Origin of the sequence: Prosthecobacter debontii (genome assembly GCF_900167535.1) — a bacterium.
GTDB classification, from domain to species: Bacteria; Verrucomicrobiota; Verrucomicrobiia; order Verrucomicrobiales; family Verrucomicrobiaceae; genus Prosthecobacter; species Prosthecobacter debontii.
The window spans coordinates 18,304-36,105 of record NZ_FUYE01000029.1 but is presented as its reverse complement, the minus strand read 5'-3'; the positions used below and the strand labels follow the sequence as shown (position 1 = coordinate 36,105).

At 61.0% G+C, this 17,802-nt stretch carries 11 protein-coding genes; all 11 read left to right on the top strand.

Annotated features, from left to right (window positions below; genetic code table 11):
* The first annotated feature begins 1,328 nt into the window (after positions 1 to 1,328).
* Entirely contained in the window at positions 1,329 to 1,778 is a 450-nt protein-coding gene (locus B5D61_RS24805; protein ID WP_078816126.1) for a hypothetical protein, read from the top strand.
* Positions 1,775 to 3,358, top strand: a complete 1,584-nt coding sequence (locus tag B5D61_RS24800; protein WP_078816125.1) for a hypothetical protein — start codon at positions 1,775 to 1,777, stop codon at positions 3,356 to 3,358. Before B5D61_RS24805 ends, B5D61_RS24800 begins: the two co-directional genes overlap by 4 nt.
* A gap of 147 nt (positions 3,359 to 3,505) precedes the next feature.
* Positions 3,506 to 4,372 (top strand): phage capsid protein, encoded by an 867-nt coding sequence (locus B5D61_RS24795; RefSeq protein ID WP_078816124.1) that lies wholly within the window; start codon positions 3,506 to 3,508, stop codon positions 4,370 to 4,372.
* Positions 4,373 to 4,418: 46 nt separating this feature from the next.
* Entirely contained in the window at positions 4,419 to 4,907 is a 489-nt protein-coding gene (locus B5D61_RS24790; protein ID WP_078816123.1) for a hypothetical protein, read from the top strand.
* 80 nt (positions 4,908 to 4,987) lie between these two features.
* Positions 4,988 to 5,593, top strand: a complete 606-nt coding sequence (locus B5D61_RS24785) for a phage connector family protein (protein ID WP_078816122.1) — start codon at positions 4,988 to 4,990, stop codon at positions 5,591 to 5,593.
* 2 nt (positions 5,594 to 5,595) lie between these two features.
* Positions 5,596 to 9,021, top strand: coding sequence for a phage tail protein (locus B5D61_RS24780; RefSeq protein WP_139373496.1), 3,426 nt, complete (start codon positions 5,596 to 5,598; stop codon positions 9,019 to 9,021).
* Complete coding sequence (locus tag B5D61_RS24775; RefSeq protein ID WP_078816120.1) at positions 9,011 to 10,006, top strand: hypothetical protein; 996 nt, start codon at positions 9,011 to 9,013, stop codon at positions 10,004 to 10,006. Before B5D61_RS24780 ends, B5D61_RS24775 begins: the two co-directional genes overlap by 11 nt.
* A gap of 1 nt (position 10,007) precedes the next feature.
* Positions 10,008 to 10,730 (top strand): hypothetical protein, encoded by a 723-nt coding sequence (locus tag B5D61_RS24770; RefSeq protein ID WP_078816119.1) that lies wholly within the window; start codon positions 10,008 to 10,010, stop codon positions 10,728 to 10,730.
* A 1-nt stretch (position 10,731) separates the two neighbouring features.
* Positions 10,732 to 12,525 (top strand): hypothetical protein, encoded by a 1,794-nt coding sequence (locus B5D61_RS24765; RefSeq protein ID WP_078816118.1) that lies wholly within the window; start codon positions 10,732 to 10,734, stop codon positions 12,523 to 12,525.
* Positions 12,506 to 17,551: a hypothetical protein gene (locus tag B5D61_RS24760; protein ID WP_078816117.1), complete on the top strand. Its 5,046-nt coding sequence runs from the start codon at positions 12,506 to 12,508 to the stop codon at positions 17,549 to 17,551. Before B5D61_RS24765 ends, B5D61_RS24760 begins: the two co-directional genes overlap by 20 nt.
* Entirely contained in the window at positions 17,538 to 17,726 is a 189-nt protein-coding gene (locus B5D61_RS24755; protein ID WP_078816116.1) for a hypothetical protein, read from the top strand. Before B5D61_RS24760 ends, B5D61_RS24755 begins: the two co-directional genes overlap by 14 nt.
* The last annotated feature ends 76 nt before the right edge of the window (positions 17,727 to 17,802 follow it).

Here is a 17,802-nt window from a genome sequence, read left to right as displayed (position 1 = left end):
AAGGGGTCAAGGGGTCAAGGGGTCAAGGGGTCAAGGGGTCAAGGGGTCAAGGGGTCAAGGGGTCAAGGGGTCAAGGGGTCAAGGGGTCAAGGGGTGGACGTTGTTGTTACACCAACGTCTTGTTAGGCCATAAGCCCGTGTGAAATCGACAGGCCTTGGGGCCGCAAGACGAGAGGACATCGACGTCTTGTGGGGAAGTCCGAGTGAGTGGCCCTTCATCTCCAGCCTGACCTGACCTGACCGACCCGACCTAACAAGAGATGATACCGAGTCATCCAGTCCATGCCCTTGTGGGTGCGTTTGCTAGGTGGGGAGAGGAGAGATCAGGAGCCTGGGCTTGGCCTGCTGAGTCGGGCTTTTCGCACACGGAGTGTGCGAGCCACTTCAAGCCACTGCCAAGCCGTTTGACCATCCAACCATCCATTCATCCAACGATCCAACGATCCAACGATCCATTCATTCAACGATCCTTGTCTGCGTTCGGAGCCCGGCCTTCAGGCGGCAGGGGGAGAGTACCTCGCTTGGTCCAAGAGTCCGACTGAAGCCGGGGCTCTGAGCGGGGAAAAAGAGCTCTGGAGGGGATGGGTGGATAGATAGAGGGATGACGCAGGCGGTGGCCCTCAAGTGGTCCGCACACTCCGTGTGCGGGATACCACGTGGAAGTCCGAGTGAGGTGCCCTTCATCTCCAGCGTGGCCCAGGTGGCCCGGCCCAGCCTGACCTGGCCTAACTAGCGATGATACCGGATCATCCAGCCCATGACCTTGTTGGTGCGTTTGCCAGGTGGGGAGAGGAGAGATCAGGAGCCTGAGCTTGGTCTGCCGAGTCGGGCTTTTCGCACACGGAGTGTGCGAGCCACTTCAAGCCACTGCCAAGCCGCTCGCGCTATCCAACGATCCAACCATCCATTCATTCAACGATCCTTGTTAGCGTTCGGAGCCTGGGCTTGGCCTGCTGAGCTGGGCTTTTCGCACACGGAGTGTGCGAGCCACTTCAAGCCACTGCCAAGCCGCTCGCGCATCCAACCCTCCAACCCTCCAACCATCCAACCCTCCAACCCTCCAACCATCCAACCATCCAACCATCCAACCATCCAACCATCCAACCATCCAACCATCCAACCATCCAACCATCCAACCATCCAACCATCCATTCATCCGATATCCTGCTTGACCCCTCCGTTTCTCCATCTGGCGATGCCTGGTTCTGCCCCCTGCACTCCTTCTTGCAGGTGGGTTTCTGCGGGATTTTCAAACCTGGCCTAACATGCCATGCAACCCTCCGATATCCTGCTTGACAGGGCCGCGAGGAATCACCCGCGTGAGGGCCATGACGGATGGAAGCACACGTTTGACGAATGCGAAGCATGAGAACTTTGCCCACCTCATGGCAGGGGGTGAGGTGCCTGTGGCGGAGGCCTACCGCAGGTGTGTCAGGGCCCGCTGCTCGGAGGCGACGGCGCAGACGGCGGGGATGCGACTGGCCCAAACGGCAGCAGCCCAGGCCCGGATCATCTGGCTGCAAGCGCAACAGGGCGAAGCGCCTGGGGAGGGACGAACCGAGAGCCCGCCGCAACCACCGACCGAGAAGCCTGCGGAAACGGGAACGATCCTGACGCTGATGGAAAAGCGCAGCATCTGTGCGGAGATTGCGCGGGGGGGCGAGAAGGCGGCGGATCGGCTCCGGGCCATCCAGGTGGACAATGACCTGGCCGGGGATGGCAGTGAGGCGACGGGCCATCATGCACTGGAGGACCTGGCGAACAAACTACGCTTATGACTGCTGAGGATCTGGCTCTTCTCGAATCCAAGCTTTCGGACCCCTGGTGGAGGCTGACCTCGGGCCATCTCTACAAAATCAAGACCGCCGATGGCCGGGGCATCATTCCCTTTGAACCTCGTGAAGAGCAGAAGGTGCTGCTGCGCAAGCTGCTGGATGCGGTGCACGGTGTGAAGGCGAAGGATCCTGGCTGCCCGTCTCAGCAGGTGGAGATCAAATCCCGGCGTCTCGGTTACTCGACCACCCTGGGCGTCTTCGTGGCGGATTGTCTGGGCTTTCGCCGTTCCTTCACCGCGCAGCTCATCGATCAGACCGCCGATGATGCGGCCAAGAAGATGAATGGCATCGTGAAGGTGGCGCTGAATGCCCTGATGGAGCTGGGCTGGCCCCTGGTGAAGCTGAAGGACAATGACAGCGAGCTGACTGTGGATGCCCTCGGCCAAGAGGCGCCGTCTTCTTTCTTTGCGGGGGTGAAGGGGCGCGGTGGGTCCTATGATTTTCTCTGGGCCTCAGAGCTGGGGGTGATTCAGCACGACGATGCCAAGCGTGCGGAAGAGATCGTGACCGGGGCTTTCCCGGCGGCTCGTCATGGCGTGAAGTTCGTGGAGACCACCTGGAAAGGTGGGAAGGGCGGCAAGCTCTGGGATCTCATCCGGCCCACCTTGGAGGGCATTGCCGAGGATTGGCAGGTGCACTTCACGCCCTGGTATCTGGATCCGCGCAATGTCTCGACCACAGCGGCCCATGATGCGGAGAGCCTGGCTTACTTTGCGAGCATCGCGGAGCGCCTAACCAAGGATGGTATCCTGCTGAGCGAGGCCCAACGCCGCTGGTATGCGGCGGAGCGCCGCACGCAGGGCCTCTTCATGATGCGCGAGAACCCGACCTTTCTCGATGAGTGCTGGCGAGCGCCGATCGAGGGTGCCATTTATGCGGCGGCCTTGGATCGAGCCCGCACGGAAGGCCGCATCTGCCCCATGCCGGTGGCGGGGGATAGTCTGGTGAATACCTCCTGGGATCTCGGCAGCCCGCGACATCGGGTGACGTGGTTCTGGCAGGTGGTGGGCAGGGAGATTCGCATCGTCGATTACATCGCCGGTTTCGAGGGGACCCTCACGGAGCTGGTAGCGCTGATCCTGGCCAAGGGCTACAACCTCGGCAGGCACTACCTGCCCCATGACGCCCAGCAGACGGAGCGCAGCGGCACCACCTTTGCCGCTGAGCTGAGGACGGCGGGGCTCTCCAATCTGATTTGTGTGCCGCGCACTTCCTCCGTCTGGATCGGCATCAACCATGCGCTGGAGATGATGCCTGGGATGGTCTGGAGGCAGACGCCCGAGGTCGAGAAAGGACTGGAAGCGCTGGCCGCCTATCGCCAGCACACAGAGGGCGCTGGAGCCCTGACACGGGCGGAGCCTGTTCATGATTGGGCCAGCCACCCTGCAGATGCCCTGCGCACCCTGGCGGAGGCGCACCGGGCCGGGTTGTTCAAGTTTGCATCCGCCGTGGATCCACGGCCCGATGAATACGGCAAGCATCGCCCGCGCAAAGGCATGAAAACGCGGCGCATTTCTTCTTGACTAACCAAAAGTTAATTCACACGAGATCCTAAGTCGCCGAGGCCCGAAAGGACTACCGTAAGCGGCGGACCCCTCGAAAGCGAGGCCAGCACACGCTGACTACCGAGCCGCCCGAGAACCTTGATTCACTTCAATTCTCATTCCTTTATGCCTGATACCATTCCCCAGCATTACACCACCGAATTCAGCACGAACTGGATTCATCGGTGTCAACAGACCAAGGCCCGTCTCGATGCCTTTGTGATCGATGAAAACTACGAGGGCGAGCGCAAGCGCTACGACCGCCTCGGCGCCCAAGAGTCCCACGAACGCACGGAGCGCAAAGGGCCGACGCACATCCAAGACCCCGGCACGGATTTCCGCTGGGCGGTCCGCCGCAGCTTCGAGCTGGCGAACCTCCTGGACAAGGACGATGCCAAGAACTTGGGCAAGCTGGTGCTGCCGACCAGTGACTATGTCATCTCCCACACCAACGCCTACAACCGCGACAAGGACATCATCGCGTGGTCTGCGGCGATCGATCCGGCGCTGACGGGGCAACTCGGCACCACGCCTGCGGCCCTGCCATCCACCCAAGTGATCACCCACGGCAGCAACGGCCTCACGGTGGCGAAACTGCGCAAGGCGAATCAAATCATCCAAGACGGCGAGGTCGAAGACGGTGCCCCCCGCGTGCTGGTGGTCTCACCGCAACAGTTAGCGGACCTGCTGGCCACGGTGGAAGCCACGTCCAAAGACTTCGTGGCGGTGCAGGGGCTGATCTCGGGTGAGATCGATACCTTCATGGGCTTCAAGTTCGTGAAGAGCACCAGGCTGCGCAAGTCCGGCACCACCCGCACCTGTGTGGGCTGGGTGAAGGGGGCGATCCGCCGCACCACGGGAGCGATGTCTTCGAACATCAGCATCCGCAATGACCTGTCCATGGCCACTCAGATCTACAGCGATTGGCAGCTCGGTGCCACCCGCATCTATGACGAGGGCGTGGTGGTCATCGAGTGCACCGAGCCGTCCTAAAACCCCGTGCTGAGTGAGATCCTAAAACCTTCAAGAATCCAAGATTATGCCTACTTTCGAGACTCCTATTTACGGGCAACAGAAGCCCGACCGCAGCAATCCCGGCGTGCTCGCCCCCGCCAACATCGTCAGCGGAGATGTCGAGTTCGCCATCATCCCCTACACCTTGGTGGGGACGGAGGCGGCCAGCGACATCATCAAGCTGTGCCTCCTGCCCAAGGATGTGATCCCCCTCCCCCACCTCTCCAGCCTGATGTGCAGTGATGATCCCGGCACCGCGCTCACCCTGGATGTGGGTACCGCTGCGGATGCGGATGGCTGGGGCAATGGGGTGGCCCTGACCACGGCGGCAAAGGTGGAGTTCTGCTCCATCACCGGGACGGCCGCTAACATCCCCGCCTGGCTGGTGCCCACACCGCTGGCACCCGACACGGGCAGTGGCAATGCCGTGGTCTATGCCACGGTGATGACGGCCACCGCACTCACCGCGGGGGTCATCGTTTACTTCGTCCTCGCTTACAAGCGCGGCAAGTGATCTCCACGGATGGCCGTGGGTGCATGTGGGGTTTGGCGGCCCTCCCCTTGCCAAAGGGCCGCGCTTTTTAACACCCGGTCATGACTCAGCTTGAACTCTGTAACGTCGCCCTCGGGCACCTCGGGCAGGCACGGATTACAGCACTGGCAGAGCCCAATGCTTCTGCGCGGGCCTGTGAGCTGCATTACTTACCCGTGCTCAAAGAGGTGCTGCGCTCGCACCGCTGGAACTTTGCGGTGGTGCGTGTGGAGGTCGAGGCCGACGAGGACGCTCCTGTGTTTGGCTGGTCAAAGCAATACAGCCTGCCCGAAGACTGCCTGCGTGTGCTGGAGGTCAATGACTCCGAGGCGGGAGACTGGATCTCTGAGGAATGGGTGATCGAAGGCCGCAAGCTGCTGACGAATGCCGCTGAGCTGCGCCTGATCTACCTCCGTGATCTGGAGGATGCGGCCTTAACAGATCCTCTCTTTGCCCAGGCCTTTGCGCTGAAGCTGGCCGTGGCGCTCTCGGAGACCATCCGAGGCTCAACAGGCAAGACGGCGGATTTATTGACGGCCTACCAAAATGTAACGGCACCGCTGGCCCGGCGTGTGGATGCCAATGAAGGCCGCCGCCGCAAGGGCATGCTGCCCCTCAACTCTCTCGCCCTCCGCGCCCGTTGGGGTGGCGGGATCGCCCGCCCCTGATCATGTCCACCGCGCACATCCTTCTCTCAAGTTTCAACGCTGGCGAGGTCAGCCAGCTCATGGGCTCCCGTTTCGGCGTGGAGAAGGTGGCCTCCGGCTGTCGTCAGCTGCGGAATTTTATCATTCATGCCCACGGCCCGGCCTTTCGCCGTCCTGGCATGGAGTTCATGGGCATGGCGGCCAGCCATGACACGCCGTCCAATCTGCGCTCCTTCCAATTCAGTTCTTCCACGGTGGCGATGTTGGAGCTGTCAGTGTTTGGCCTCCGTGTGTGGAAAGACGCATCATTGGTTAGCCTCCTTCAGCCTGTCTTGCTGCCTTATGCCGCCGAGGAACTGCCCGATGTGCAGATGTGCCAGGTCAATGATGTGGTCTATCTGACGCACCCGCATCATGAGCCCCGGAAGCTCATCCGCTATGCAGATAACGATTGGCGCATCCAGGTGCTCGAATGGCGCTTCCCTCCGTTGCTGGACGAGAATCCGGGGGATCAGGCTATGCCGGATCAGTATGACACGCTATCAAGCAACGGATTGGCACCGTTCAATCATGTTGGGTATTATGTGAACTTTCCTGGGGGATCTAGCAACAGCGTTTACTGTGAGCTGCTGAATGTTGGCATGGGTGTTAACAGCCCAACGCACTTGACCATTCTTGGCACGCCCCCATCTGGGGATGTGAAGCGCATTCTGGTGCAGAGACGATTTGCCAACACCAATACGTTCCAACCCAAAGGATGGCAGAGTGTCGCGTCAGCTACATGGCAAGGGGCTCTGCCAGACATTCACCCCATCCCCCTAGTCGATCCGATAACCACCAATGCAGCGACGGGTGATTACCGAATCTATTTTAAAGGATCGGTGTTTCCTGGAGGAAAACTGCGCCTTAAAACAGGGTATGAGTGGGACTTGGCCGCGAATGGATATGAGTGGATCTCCGGCGCGGGGAGTGGCCCCGCTGCGACCACTATTCAACCTGGTGCGTGGCGCTACAGCATCGACATGGGCGGCTCCCCTCTGATGCTGGACGAATTTGGCTCACAGCGGCCTACTTATGTAGCGCTACAGAAGCGAGATACCCCTGGCTCGGGAGACTGGGAGGACTATATCACTTTCGATCCCACAATCGCCCACAGGCAAACAGTTACGGAGATAACACCGACAGCCATTGAGCTACGCTGGAGAGCCGACAACTTTCTAGCTGTGCAAAATGCTGATGTGACAGGTTGGGCATCCGCCTCCATCGAAGCGCTCAATAACCCAAGTCCCTACCAGACATCCATTGCCATTGATCATGTGGAGGTTGGCTCAGGCCGGGAGCTCACCTCGAACCGCCCTTTATTTAAACCTGGTCATGTCGGCTCCTACTGGCAGCTCACCCACCGCCGGGAGGATGCGTTTGTGGAGATCGTTTCCACCTCGGAGCCGGTGGCCGCCACGGGGGTGCTGAACCTGCCCACCAACCCTGTGGCGAATGCGACGGTCACCATCGGCAGCCGCACCTACACCTTTGTGGCCACACCGACGCTGGCGGGGCATGTGGACCTCGGAGCGAATGCAGCGACGTCAGCCAGCAATCTCGCCGCCGCGATCAATGCAGGAGCAGGAGCGGGCACGGCCTATCATGGCTCCACCGCAGCGCATGCGGATGTGACGGCGACGGTCTCCGGCACAACGGTCACCGTCCTAGCGCGAAAGCCCGGGACCGGGGCGCACGCCGTCCACCTCACCATGACCGTGGTGGGCGGCTCCTGGGATGACGTCTTCCTGCATGGGGGGGTGGATGCGAATACGGTGATCACCCCGGCCCAGACCTCCGGCCTGCGCATCAACGGCACGTGGGAGGTCTTCACCTACGGCTCATGGGAAAGCACGCTGTATCTGGAGCGGTTGAATGCATCCGGCCAGTGGGACTTCGTCCGCTCCTGGCGCTCGAAGAAAGACCGCAACATCTCGGCCTCAGGCGAGACTGACGGGGATGAAACCCTGCGGCTGCGCATCATCGCCGGAAGCTCCTCCGAAACCTCCACCGCAGCCGCTCCACGCTTTTTGTTAGAGGCAGCGGACGCGCGGATCAATGGCTTGGTCAAGATCACGGCGGTCGGAGCCCTGTCGGAGGGAAAATCCGTCAACGCCACCTGTGATGTCATCACCCCCCTGCTCTCCACCGCGCCCACCTATGTGTGGACGGAGGGAGCTTGGAGTCAGGCTCAGGGCTTCCCCAGCGCGGTGGCCATGCATCAGAACCGCCTGTGGTTTGCCGGCACGGCCAAGGCGCCCATGCGCATCTGGGGCAGCGTGAGCGGGGATATTGAGAACTTCCGCCGCTCCTCTCTGGATGACGGCAGCGTGAGCTGGACGCCTCTGGCCGATGAGCTGAACCCCATCCAGTGGATGATCTCTCAAGGGGCCGACATGGTCATCGGCACGGGGGGCGATGAGTGGACCCTTTCAGGCCAAGGCAAAGCCATCACACCTTCCAACTTCGATTTCCAGCGGCAATCCCGGTTTGGCTCCTCGGCGGTCGCCGCCATCATGGCCAATGAGGTGGTGGTCTTTGTGCAGCGCGGGGGCCGTAAAGTGCGGCGTGTCTCGCAGCGGTCTAACAATGAGCCGTGGTCCACCTCAGACATGACGGTGCTGGCGGAGCACATCGCCCTGGATGGCATCAAGCAACTGGCCTTTGGCAGTAACCCGAACTCCATCCTCTGGGCTGTCACGACGAGCGGCAAGCTGCTGGGCATGACGCTGGAGGTGGAGCAGAACGTCTTCGGCTGGCATGTGCATGAGACGGATGGGCAGGTCGAGTCCGTGGCGGTGATCTATGGCGATGATGCTGATGAAGTCTGGCTGGCGGTGCGCCGCGGCAGCCTCCGCACCATCGAGCGGCTGGACCCACGGGTCTTCGCTCGCGATTTCACGGACTATCCACGCATGATCTATGCGGACTCTGCCGTGCGCTATGATGGCGAGCCGACCACCTCGATCCCAGGTCTAACTCACCTGAATGGCAAGACGGTCAGTCTCCTGGCCGATGGTGTGGAGCTCACGCCCCAGGTGGTCTCCGGAGGCGCATTGACGCTTCCCTCTCCCGCCTCAGTGGTCGTGGTTGGACTGCCCTTCACTTCCACACTCCAGCCCTGCCGCTTCGATGTGCAGAGCCCGAAGGGATCCGCCCAGGGCCTGATGTGGCGGGTCTCTCGCATTGGACTCTATGTGCATGACAGCCAGGGCGGCCAGGTGGCGGAGCATCCCGCCAGCACCTTCGAGGCCCTGCCTTATCCAGCCAGCGGCCTCTATTCGGGCGATGTGGAGACCGTCGTGGAGTCCTCCGCCCGACCCGGCACCGATGCGCTGGTGAAGACCTCCACCCTCCTGCCGCTCACGATTGGCAGCCTGCTTCTCAAACTCGATCTGTATGGAGACTGAACCACCCTTCTTTATTCTCGGCCTGCCGCGCACCCGCACGGCCTGGCTTTCCACCGTGCTCAGCATGTGCGGCCGCCCCTGTTATCACGAGGGCATGCGCGGCTATGCCTCCTTTGAGGACTACGCGCAAAACCGCGAGGTGCCCGGAGATGCGGACCCGACCTTGATCTACTGGACAGCTCGACTCTTGGCACAGTGGCCGGAGGCGCGGTTTGTGGTGATCTCTCGAAAGGGAGACGAAGCACTTCGTGATCTCATCGCCGCCTCGCCGCCAGAAATGGAGCAGAGCCTAAAGGCAGGGTGGGCATCGTGCATGTTGGCCTTTTCCACGACTCGGGATCTGCTGCGAGGGAATCCAAACACCCTATTTTTGGAGTTTGATGACCTAACGGATAATGAGGTGATCTCCTCGGTGGTGGCGCATTGCGGAGGAACGGTCCCATCAACCTCCGCTCTGGCCCACTGGCAGCGAATGCGGGTAACATCTCATATCTCCACTGAAGGAATGATGGGCTCTCCGCGTATGATGGCTCATCAAAGCAATGCAGTAAGGGCCGCTGATATCTGCGATGTGACCGGCCTTGAGGCTGTGATGTATGATCGCCAGGACTTCGAAAGAGTGTCTTACTGGTGGCGCATCCATTCAGGGGCTGCCTTCCATGAGGCATCGCTGCCGCCACTCGGAGTGCTGGTGAAACTCAACGGAGAACCCGCAGCGGCTCTGTGGTGCTATGAGAGCTATGGTGTGCCTGTGGCCGAGCTGACTTTCCCTGTGACACGTCCTGGCTTGTCGGTGAAGGACGCACGTCGGGCGCTCCTCTATGCGGTCTCCTGCCTTATCTCTGTCGCTGGTAAGGGACATGAGCCTGAAGCCACCTTTACGACTTTTAAAGTGCTGACTCCGCAGGGGCTGGCTCGCTTCCTTGTCCGCATGGGGTTCAAGCCAATGCTGACAGAACGGAAACCTATGATCCTCACCCTTTAATATGGCTTCACTCGTTGTTTCCGCCATCGTAGCCGTTGTGGGCGCTGCTGTGTCCGCTTATGGCTCCTATCAGTCCGGTAAGGCTCAGGCCGCCATCGCCAATGCCAATGCGAAGGAGCAGGAGCGACAGGCGAAGAACAGTCTGGCCACGCTCAACGCGCAGAGCCAGATGCAGTCCGCGGAAGCGGAGATGAACTTCAAGCTGAGGAAGTCGGAGGCCGATGCGCGCAAGCGAAACGCCGAGCAACTCGAAGCCCAGACTCTCCAGCAAGACGCCATCAACCGGGCGAACATGCAGAAGCGGCGGCAGGAGTTCGCCGCCATGCAGGCGGAGCAACGCGTGGCCCTGGCTGACAGCGGTGTTCTGGAAGCCTCGGGCACGCCTCTGGATCTGCTTGCGGAAACGGCCGCGAAGATCCAGCAGGATGCCGACGAGCAGCACCTGAGCCATGAGCAAAAGCGCCGGACCCTCTTCCGAGAGGCCGACATGGAGCGCCTCGGGGGTGAGTTGGCTCTTCAAGGCGCGACCCTCGACCGCAATCTAGGACTGACTCAGGCCGCGCTGACCGCCTTCACCGGTCAAGCCGAATACAACGCCGACATGCGTAAGGCCGAGATCACCCGCCTAACCGGACGTGCGGCCAAGCAAGCCGCCACCTATGAGGCCGCAGGCACTTTGATCTCCAGCTTGGGTTCTACCGGAATGACTTACGCGACCAGCTAATATGCCCCTGATCCCTCTTCTCCCCACTTCGACCGCGCCGCTGACCGATGCCCCGGCCACCGTCTTTGACCGCGAGCGCCGCCCCACCGTGGACACCCGTGGTGTGCAGCAGGCCATGCTGCGCTACAACGAAGCCTCCAAGATGCCGCTCATGGATCCGGCGGTAGGGGCAGCACCCTATGAGGCGCTGGGCTCTGTGGGCAGGGCTTTGACCCACACCGGAGATATGTTGGTGACGCTGGCCATCAAGAAGCAGGAGGGCACGGATAAACGGCTGATCCATACCGCGCAATCGGCCATGGATCAGGCGACCACAGACTTCCAGGTGTGGCAGGCGCAGAATCCAAACTCGCCCGAACAGTGGCCGACCGAAGCCCAGAGGCGGGCCCAAGAGACGATCCAACCCTATCTGGAAATGAAGGAGTTGAGCAGCTCGGGCAAGGCTGACTTGCAGCTCATTTCTCAAGCCTGGAGCAAGCAGTTCCTCGGAGGAGTCGATCTAGCCGCCACCAAACAAACGTTCGGACTCACCAAGCAGTCCTACTTAAACCGCTCACGATCGGCCTTTGCCAAAGGGGATCGTGTCAGCGGGAATGCCTCATTGAATGAAGCCGTCTCAGGCGGTTATCTGGCCCAGCCCGAAGCGGAAGCTTACCGGATGGATGGGCAGATGCAGGCGACGATGGTGCAGCTGGAGCAGCTCCAGGCGGAGTCTGATCGGCTTTTGGCGATGCAGGATGTCAAGGGTGCGAAGAAGCTCTGGGAGGAAGCTCCCATCCCTACCGATCTGACACAACCCAAATTCGAGACCGCCCGCAAGAGTGCCCTCACGGACATCGATTACCGGCATGCGGTGGCAGAGGATCTGCGGGCGGTTTCATTCCTCGCCGATACGGACCCTGTTCAGGGGATAGCTCAACTCCAAGATCCACAGCAGTTTACGTACCTCGACCCAGCCGTGCGTGCCGATGAGCTTTCGAAGATGCGTGTGGCGCGCGAAGCTGCGGCTCAGGACGAGATGGTCGCCGCTAAGCGAGCCATTGACCTCCTCCCCGCTGACAAGCTGGCCAGCGCGACGGTGGAGAGCCTAGGCGTGACGATGAAACAGGCCACCCCTTGGCACCGCGCGATGATCGCGGACAGCCTGAAGGCGAAGCAGGGCTCCGTGAATTATGAGGAACGATCTCTGCAGCTTTTAGCAGCGGCGGGCAGCTTCGCATCTTCGGGGAATCCAGACTTGGATCTGATGGCGGCGGCCCGCATCGAGCTCGCCGCAGCGAGTCTGCCCCAAGCTGATCGGGATAAGGTCATGCAGCGTTTGAAGGATGCTCAGGCGGGCACAGCGGATTTGGCGATCACAGGCCTCGCGATCGCGGATGCGACACGCTATGCCCTGGAGGAGAATGCCTTCGCCCAAGTGGTGCGCCTGAAGGAAGGTCAGAGCGGAGAAAAGACTCTTCAAGAGCAAAGTTTGTTCGGCATCGATTGGCTATGGCCGGATAAAGAGATCGACGCCGTGCCGATACGCGAGATCGACCCCGAAGCACAGAAGCTCAGTGTGGGTAAGCTGAAGACGGCGATCCAACGCCTGGAGCAAGAGGCCCGCTCCCTGAAAGGCAAGGACTGGACCACGGATGAAGCCCGTACCCGCATGATGGAAATCATGGTGGACTTGGGCGCCAAAATCCCGCCGAGACCTGCCCCCACCCCCCTCCTGCCCAGCTTGGATGCTCAGCCCACCGATCTGACAAAACAAGCCCTCAAAGTTCTGAATTATGCCGTACCTGGAACCTGATGCCCTCGCGATCACCCGCGCTTTTGATCGACTCCCTGAAGAGGCCAAGCGGCTGGCCTCCGCCTGGATGCAGGGTTACGAGGATCAACAGAAGGCGCTCGGACAGCCCTTGTTTCCACAAACGGAGCTCCAGCAGCGCCAGCATCTCCGTGCGGTCTTGGCAGATCCGCAAAAGCTGGATGAGACCAACGGCTTGTTCAGTCTGATGACCGACCCTGCGCGGGCGGATGCGGCGAGGAAAAAAGAAGCCGGCGTGCTGTTTCTCGCCTCCCGCTACGGTGAGCCGATGGAGGAGATCCGCCTTCAGCGTGACCGGTATGCGCTGGACTATTCTAACCAAAAGTGGGGCATCTCCAAGATGATGGACCCCACCGCCTTTTACGATGCCGCCAAAGCGGAGGTGGAGCAGGAGATTCAAAAGGAAGGCTTCTACCAAGAAGCGACATCCGCGGCGGTGCAGGCGGCGATGGCAGGCCGCCCGATGCTGGATGCACTGAGTGAGTGGCAGGGACTGGCCCAGGGGCCGCAGCAGCGCGATAAGCTGGAGATGACGCCCGCATTCATGGCTCAGTATCGGCAGACGGCGGAGCAGATGCGACCACACCACGAGCTGGTGCAGCAGACGCTGGAGGCAACGCAGCGCAGGATGCAGGGCCAGAGCCAGACCAGTGATGCCGCCTTTCTGGAGGAGGTGGGCGATCTGCTGCTGGACCTGCCTGAGCCCGAGCTGCGGCTGGTGATGCAAAGCATGAAGCTGGGGGCGGAACAGCGCGGCTTGATCGTCCGAGCACAAAAAGGCGCCGGCTATGGGCGCGGCGCCCAGCAAATGCTTAGAGGACTGTTCATGATGCCCTTTGAGGGTCTTTCCGAAAGCCGCGAGGGGGAGCTCTTCTGGCAGCAGCTCGGTGAGTCGGTCTTCCGGTTTGGCAAAGCGGCGCTCGTCGATCGAGAGCGGATAGAGACCCAGATCGAAAATGTCCCCGAAGCCGGTGTGGTGAAGTTCAACGGCCAGGCCATCCGTACGGTGGAAGACGCCCGGAAATATGTGGACGAGCAGATCACCCATGCCATGACCACGGAGGCGAGCATGGCCATGACAGATCACCCGGAGACGGTGCTGATGATGCAGATGCTCATGGACAAACGGAATGACGTGACGCTGGATGCAGAGGCGACACGGCTGATCCAAGAGGCCAAGGCGCGGGAGATGAAGAGCCTGCGCCTTGAGTTCGAGCTGGACCACCTGGGCGAGATCGCAGACCCCGTCCCCAACGTTTATGCCTCCACCCTGGGCACCAGCGGCACGGCTCTGGTGCTGACGGCGGCCACGCGCGGCCTCGCCATCCCGGCCATGACGGTGGCGTATAAGAACACGGTGTTCGCTGAGCTGAGCCTGAAATATCCGCAGATGAGCCTCCGAGATCGCTCCCAGATCGCCTGGCTCTCCGGTGGGATCAAGGCGCTGGGAGATCGTGTGGGCGTCAATGCCTTCACAAAGCTGCCTGCGCTGAAAAACCTGCTCACCAAGCCGCTGACCGGCCAGCTCATCGCCCGCAGCCTGGGCCGTGCAGGCCTAACGTATGGTGTGGAAAATGGAGTCGAGGCCGGGCAGGACCTGACCACCCCGCTGCTCATGCAGGCGCTGAAGTCAGATGTGCCGGGCTTTGACTGGGAGGCGGAGCTGAAGAACTTTTACCAGAGCCGTCTAGATGTGGCGGTGGGCATGATCCCGCTCACGCTCCTGGGCATCGGCGCGGCCAGCGTGCGGGATATGCAAGGCATGCAGGAGATGCTGAGCCAGAATGATTTCTTGGGCAGCACCGGCACCATCGAGGCGGACCGCATGATCATCATCGACCGCGCGCAGAAGGGAGATCTGGAGGGGGCTCAAGCCGCCCTGCAAGAGGCCTGGCAGCGCCGCGATCCCGCTGTGGCGGCCGAGTATCAGGATCGGCTGGCCCGCCAGGAAGCGCATGGGCAGCAAGCCTTGGCCGAGGCCACACGCCTGGGGCTGATGCCACGGGTGCTGGCGCAAGAGGGCGGCTACACCGTGCAAAACTCCGCCGGAGCTCAGGCGCGTTTCAAGACCCTGGGAGAGGCCTATCAGGCCGCCTGGGAATCCATGACGGAGACTCAGCGCGAGATCGTCACAGGCATGCTGGAGGCCCCCGGCAGCTCAGCTCCCCAGGTCACCACCACCACCACCTTCGAGAATGTCCCAGCAGGCTCCACACTGAATTATGATGCGGAGGGAAATCTGATCGGCTTCACGCCTCCAGGTCAGAAAGCGGATGCCCGCACCAATACGGACAGTGAACGCCTCGTCTTCAGCCAGCCGAACAATGACGAAGTCAGCCAGGAGGGGAGTGCTGACAGTGAAGTGGTCAGCGTGCACCGCAGCATCGCGGAATCCCAGGAGGCTTTCCAGCTTGGCAAAAGCAAGCCGGACACTCAAGGCTATGCCAAGGAAAATGACTGGCGGGATTCTCTGGAAGACCTCGCCAAGGCCTATTCAGTGGTAGAAAGCCCGCTGAATGTCGGTGAGGACTACCCCAGCCATCCGGACGGTTACGCCTTCAATCTGCACACGAAAAAAGGTTCCGCCTTCGTGGTCATTGACCCGGCCATGGGCACCGTCCACATCAACTCCGCAGGACTGGACAGCAACCAGGAAAAATTCGGCGGCGGATCCCAGGTTTACCAGATGGTGCAGACCTTTGCCAAAAACAACGGCCTGACCTTCAAGCCCGATCACACCGTCAGCCCCATTGCCCAGAAGCGCCGCATCAGCCAGATGGCCAGCAGCGCCCTGCGTCATGGCAGCACCGCCCACCTCGACGGCCTAGCCACCTACACGGATGGGGAAACCGGCGAAATCAAAACCGAAGTCCCTGGCTGGAAACCCGGAGATAACGACCACAACCTGGCCCTGCTGCTGAAGATGGAGCATGCCTATGTTATGCAGGAAGCCCAAGCCCGTGGGATTGATCTGGGCCATTTGACACACGATCCCGCGACGCATAACATCATAGATGGCCATACCGGGACCTCCATTACCGAAGGAACTCTGCGATCTCTCGTGGACCGATTTAAATCCGCAGATAGTGGAGTCGGCGAGACAACACTTCTTAGGGCCCTTGTTACCGGATCCGCGCTTCAGCGAGGACAGTCCGACAGAGGCGTTCACCATTTACAGAAGGATGCGGGAGGAATGCCCAGAAGGACGGAAGCTGGGAGGCTTGGTGGGGAGTTGGTGTCTGTGGCACGGGGTCTTTACTATAGCCGAGCACCGGAAGGCGCTGGAGGCCTACCGCCAAGGCGAGTGGGTGACACCGTATCCGCACGGCCCGGTGGGCTCGCCACCGTCCTTACCGAGACGACCCGACACCTCAATGAGCAGCAGCCCGGCCTGCTGAATGAGCGCACGCATCTCTTCACCACCGCCGAGGCCCTGCTGGACTCAGACTACGCCCGGCAGCATCCCTTCACCCCGGAGGAGATCGCGGGCATTCGCCGGGCCGAGGGCTTTTATGACCGTGACACGGGGCATAGCTTTGTCATCGCCGAAAACACCGCCCTGCGCCCCGGAGAGACCGTGGTGCAGGCCCTCAGCCGCGTGCTGCTGCATGAGCGGGTAGCGCACGATGGACTTAATATTTTGTTAGGCCGAAAAGACAGCCCGCAGGCCCGGCGCTGGGCCGCGCTGACGGCGAAGATTCCAGAGACCGAGCTGACCGCCATCGCGCAAGAAGAGGGCTACAAGCATCTGGCGGGCAATCGCGAGGCCCTGGCCTTTGAATGGTTTGCCCGGCGCACGGAGAAGAACCCCGCCTTGCTGAAGAAGGACTCCCTGGCCCGGCAGATGTGGGACACCTTCCGCCAGATCGTGGCCAACGCCATGACCCGCCTGGGCATCCCGGTGCAGGAGGCCTTTGAAACCCAAGTGGCCGACTTCCAACGCCAAGCCAGAAAGGCAGCCCTGCGGGGGCCTGGCACGACAGCGCAAAGAGCCCCCTCCAATGGCCCAACAGGCCTCCAGTTTAGCCAGAGGGGGGATGCAGATCCTGGTTCTGGCCTAACCATTGACAAAACCCATCCTGGCCTTCAATTTGATCTATCCCAAGCGGAGGCCCAAAACCAACTCACTTTCCATGCACTCCGAGCCCTCACTGCAAGCACCTCCTCCCAATCCTCCTCTGAGTTATTACTTCGAACAAGGGGAACAAATGCGCCAGACTCGCGAAGCTTTGATGCTGAAAGACCCCAGTCAGCTCGAGGAGCTGTGGAGACGTTCTCGCGAGAGTCGGCAGAGAATCGAGGCCTCGGTGGACGAAGAGGACGAGAAACTGGCCGCCGCAGCGAGGCAGGCAGTGGCCGAGCGGAAAGCGGCGCTGAAACGCTCCATGAACTCCGGATCTTAGCTGAGTGGGCTCGACGGGGCGGCGGCTCCTTGTTTGATCGTTCACGCCTCAGTCGGCTCAGAGAAGAAGGCGGGGAACATACGGTTCATGACTCCCAAGAAAATCCGCAGCGGTTGTTTAAAGTAACCCATCCAGGCACTGCGGGCCTCTCCCTCCAAGCGGTGCCTGGGCGTGAAGGCCCCATGGTCATGCAAGAAAAAGGACGCTTGGAGGACTATCTGAAGCGTCTCATCCTCACCAACATTGTCTTCAAAGATGATCTTCGTTTTGAAGGGGTGATTCCGGGTGCTCTTCCCTCTATCGTGATTTCTCAGCCTGTCCTCAATGGACCGCATCCCTTGCCCAGAGATATCAATGCGTTTTTAGGGCAACTCGGCTTCGAACGTGTGGATACACGAATGTGGTATCGTTCTTCTGACGGGTTGGCTTTGGGCGATACCAGCCCCAATAACTTTGTTATTCTCGATGACGGCAGGGGCATCGTGCCCATCGATATCTCCATTCGTTTTGCCACGCCGGAAATGACGGAGGCCTGGGGTTATCCGCCTCCGCCCGCATCGACTCTCCGAGATTGGCTGGAGACTCTCCTGCGTGGGAGCCGGTGAATGGCATGAGCGGGTGGATCATGATTGTTTAACTCTCTTGTTAGGCGGAAAAGACAGCCCGCAGGCCCGGCGCTGGGCCGCGCTGACGGCGAAGATTCCAGAGACCGAGCTGACCGCCATCGCGCAAGAAGAGGGCTACAAGCATCTGGCAGACCACCACCGAGGCCGCTGCTGAGGGCGACCCCACCCCCGCTTACGTCATCCTGGGGGCCAACTCCATCGAGCATGCCGACGGCGTCTCCCGCGCCGTC

Bases quoted from the DNA above. Each gene is read 5' to 3' on its own strand.
- B5D61_RS24805 (WP_078816126.1), top strand. From the start codon at position 1,329: ATGACGGATGGAAGCACACGTTTGACGAATGCGAAGCATGAGAACTTT.
- B5D61_RS24800 (WP_078816125.1), top strand. From the start codon at position 1,775: ATGACTGCTGAGGATCTGGCTCTTCTCGAATCCAAGCTTTCGGACCCC.
- B5D61_RS24795 (WP_078816124.1), top strand. From the start codon at position 3,506: ATGCCTGATACCATTCCCCAGCATTACACCACCGAATTCAGCACGAAC.
- B5D61_RS24790 (WP_078816123.1), top strand. From the start codon at position 4,419: ATGCCTACTTTCGAGACTCCTATTTACGGGCAACAGAAGCCCGACCGC.
- B5D61_RS24785 (WP_078816122.1), top strand. From the start codon at position 4,988: ATGACTCAGCTTGAACTCTGTAACGTCGCCCTCGGGCACCTCGGGCAG.
- B5D61_RS24780 (WP_139373496.1), top strand. From the start codon at position 5,596: ATGTCCACCGCGCACATCCTTCTCTCAAGTTTCAACGCTGGCGAGGTC.
- B5D61_RS24775 (WP_078816120.1), top strand. From the start codon at position 9,011: ATGGAGACTGAACCACCCTTCTTTATTCTCGGCCTGCCGCGCACCCGC.
- B5D61_RS24770 (WP_078816119.1), top strand. From the start codon at position 10,008: ATGGCTTCACTCGTTGTTTCCGCCATCGTAGCCGTTGTGGGCGCTGCT.
- B5D61_RS24765 (WP_078816118.1), top strand. From the start codon at position 10,732: ATGCCCCTGATCCCTCTTCTCCCCACTTCGACCGCGCCGCTGACCGAT.
- B5D61_RS24760 (WP_078816117.1), top strand. From the start codon at position 12,506: ATGCCGTACCTGGAACCTGATGCCCTCGCGATCACCCGCGCTTTTGAT.